The sequence below is a fragment of the Synechococcus sp. R6-7 genome (assembly GCF_047461695.1).
Taxonomy (GTDB): Bacteria; Cyanobacteriota; Cyanobacteriia; order Thermostichales; family Thermostichaceae; genus Thermostichus.
This window is the reverse complement of sequence record NZ_JANSHS010000366.1, coordinates 1-2,187: the sequence shown is the minus strand read 5'-3', so window position 1 is coordinate 2,187 and position 2,187 is coordinate 1. Positions and strand designations below refer to the sequence as shown.

The 2,187-nt window shown below is 58.2% G+C and carries 4 protein-coding genes; 1 reads left to right on the top strand and 3 read right to left on the bottom strand.

The features are described from left to right. Window positions 1-76: 76 nt before the first annotated feature. From NW815_RS10880 to NW815_RS10870, 3 genes are all read right to left on the bottom strand, one after another. Window positions 77-388, bottom strand: coding sequence for a hypothetical protein (locus tag NW815_RS10880; RefSeq protein ID WP_011433892.1), 312 nt, complete (start codon window positions 386-388; stop codon window positions 77-79). A 182-nt stretch (window positions 389-570) separates the two neighbouring features. Beyond that, window positions 571-858 carry a hypothetical protein gene (locus tag NW815_RS10875; protein WP_011433893.1) on the bottom strand — a complete coding sequence of 96 codons (288 nt, stop codon included), beginning with the start codon at window positions 856-858 and terminating at the stop codon, window positions 571-573. 130 nt (window positions 859-988) lie between these two features. Further along, a complete protein-coding gene (locus tag NW815_RS10870) occupies window positions 989-1,309 on the bottom strand; it encodes a hypothetical protein (protein WP_414389443.1) in 321 nt (106 codons plus the stop codon). A gap of 110 nt (window positions 1,310-1,419) precedes the next feature. On the opposite strand from NW815_RS10870, the gene NW815_RS10865 reads away from it, so the two are divergent. Beyond that, window positions 1,420-2,187, top strand: a 768-nt coding sequence (locus tag NW815_RS10865) for a geranylgeranyl reductase family protein (RefSeq protein ID WP_414416001.1), incomplete at its 3' end; no start/stop codon positions are given.

The following is a 2,187-nucleotide window of genomic DNA, read 5'->3' as shown; positions in this document are numbered from 1 at the left end:
CAGCAGTGTTCAGCGTAAATGTATCAGACGTCACCTCCTATTGGGGTTTCGTAAGTTTTTCAGAGGGGTGTAGTCCTCAATCCAAATAGGCGCTCAACTCCTGCTCCAATGTAGGCAGTTGCACCTCTCCCTGCTCCAGCTCTTCCAAATCTTCCAGTTGCTTGCGCAGGCGGGCAATCCGCTCTTGCAGGCACTCTTTGATGCCTTTGGCCCCCAAACCGAGGCAGCTGCGGCAGACTTCCCCGTAGATTTGCCCGCGGTCGTTATAGACCACCGCCAGCAACACTTGGTGCCCTTTTTTCTGGATGGGGTTGGCCCATCCCCCACAGATAATGCAGGGCACTCGGCCATTGCCCCCGTAAATGCTGCGTTCCCAGACGATTCTCACGCTCAGCCTCAATGCAACTTGTTGCCCACCAGCATAAAAACCCAGGGGGATCCCTTGCCACCCCAAGATGCCGCGTTCCTTCTCTTCCCATTGCGGTGAAACGGTTTGCTGGTTAAATGCCTGCCCCCCTCTCCCCCTGGGAGAGGGGCTTGGGGGTGGAGGCCAAAAAGGGATCCCAGTGGCTAGGTGCTGGGCCGGGCAGATTGAGAGCGGTCGATGGTGCGATAGGTGAGGCTGGCAGCCACCTCTAGAGCTTTGGCGGCGTCGCGGAAATAAAACCCCAACTCCTCATCCTTCTCCGTGCGGTTGGGCTTATTGAACTTGGCCTTGAACTGCACGTTGCAATACATGGCCAACCCCACCAGAACCTCTGACAGTCCGTGCTGGTTGATCAGCCGCTCCACGTCCGTAAGCAGGCTTTTGATCAAGGCATCGGCTACTGGTTCTGGCAAACTGTCCAGGTCGTGCATGGGGGCTCCTCAACCAACGAGAGCAAACAAGCCAACGGGTCTGGAAAATCGAGATGGATCTGGGATCCCGAAGGCAACCTCTCCTGATTTTCCTGCATCTTTTCCAGAATGCCCAATCCCCTTGCCAACGCTACCACCACTGCCGCAGCCAGCCCCACAGGCCCGGATAACGAATGGAGCGCTCCCGGGCCGCTTGTTCCAGATGATGGGCGTGGTCTTGGCTGCCGGGATCCCGCAGACGATTCAGGCGCATCAAATAGGCATAGCGGTGGATCTGTTCTCGCAACTGAACTGGGGGAAGGGCAAAGCACTCTGGGCAAATAGGGCCGAGATTCAGACCCCTATCGTTGAAAAGGCAACGAACTCGCTTCCCGCCCGCAAAACGCTTTCCGCAGGCGGCACAGTAGCGAGCTGAGGGCTGGTTGGCAAGCCGCTGCCAGCGAATTCGCATGGTCTTCCCGACAAAAAGGCAAGCAACGTGCAGGCAATTCGCTGTAGCCATAATAGGCTAGAAGCTGGTGAGCAGAACCCAGGATGGGGGGGCCTGGAGTATCGAAAACCATGCCGCAACTCTACGACTGTGTCATCGTCGGCGCCGGCCCTGCTGGAGGATCTGCCGCCTACCATCTGGCCAAGCGGGGACGCTCGGTGCTGGTTCTGGAAAAGGATCCCTTGCCCCGCTACAAACCCTGTGGGGGCGGCGTTTCTCCTATGGTGGCGGCTTGGTTTGACTTCGACTTTGGCCCCGCCATTTCCCTCAAGATCCGGCAAATCCGCTACACCTGGCGCGGCGGCGATCCGGTGGTGGTCGATTTGGATTTGAAAGAGCCCGTTTGGATGGTGCGGCGGGATGTTTTCGACCACTACCTGATTCAGCAAGCGCAAAAGCAAGGGGCAGCGCTCCAGGCAGAATGCCCTGTCTCTGGCCTCGAGTGGCAAAGCGACCGCTGGCAAGTGATGACAACCGCCGGCCCGGTCTGGGGTCGGTACGTGATCGGGGCCGATGGGGCAAAAGGCTCAATGGCCAAGTGGCTGGGCTTTCAGGAACGCCGCCGTCGCTTGGCTGCCGCCTTGGAAGCAGAAGTGCCCCTCTCGCAGCCGCAAACTGCAGCCGCCCATTTTGACTTCGGTGCCGTGAGCAATGGCTACATCTGGAACTTCCCCAAGGCCGATGGCTACTCAATTGGAGCCGGCACCTTTCGGGGTGGAGAAAAACAAAACCTGCGGGAAATTGCCGCCCAATATGCCCAAAGCTTTGGTGTGGACTTGAAATCGGTCAAGCCATTTGGCCATCCCATCTGCCTCTGGGACGAAGATCAACCGCTACAC

Excerpts from the sequence above, each read along its gene's own strand:
- NW815_RS10875 (WP_011433893.1), bottom strand. The coding sequence starts at position 858 with ATGCACGACCTGGACAGTTTGCCAGAACCAGTAGCCGATGCCTTGATC.
- NW815_RS10870 (WP_414389443.1), bottom strand. The coding sequence starts at position 1,309 with ATGCGAATTCGCTGGCAGCGGCTTGCCAACCAGCCCTCAGCTCGCTAC.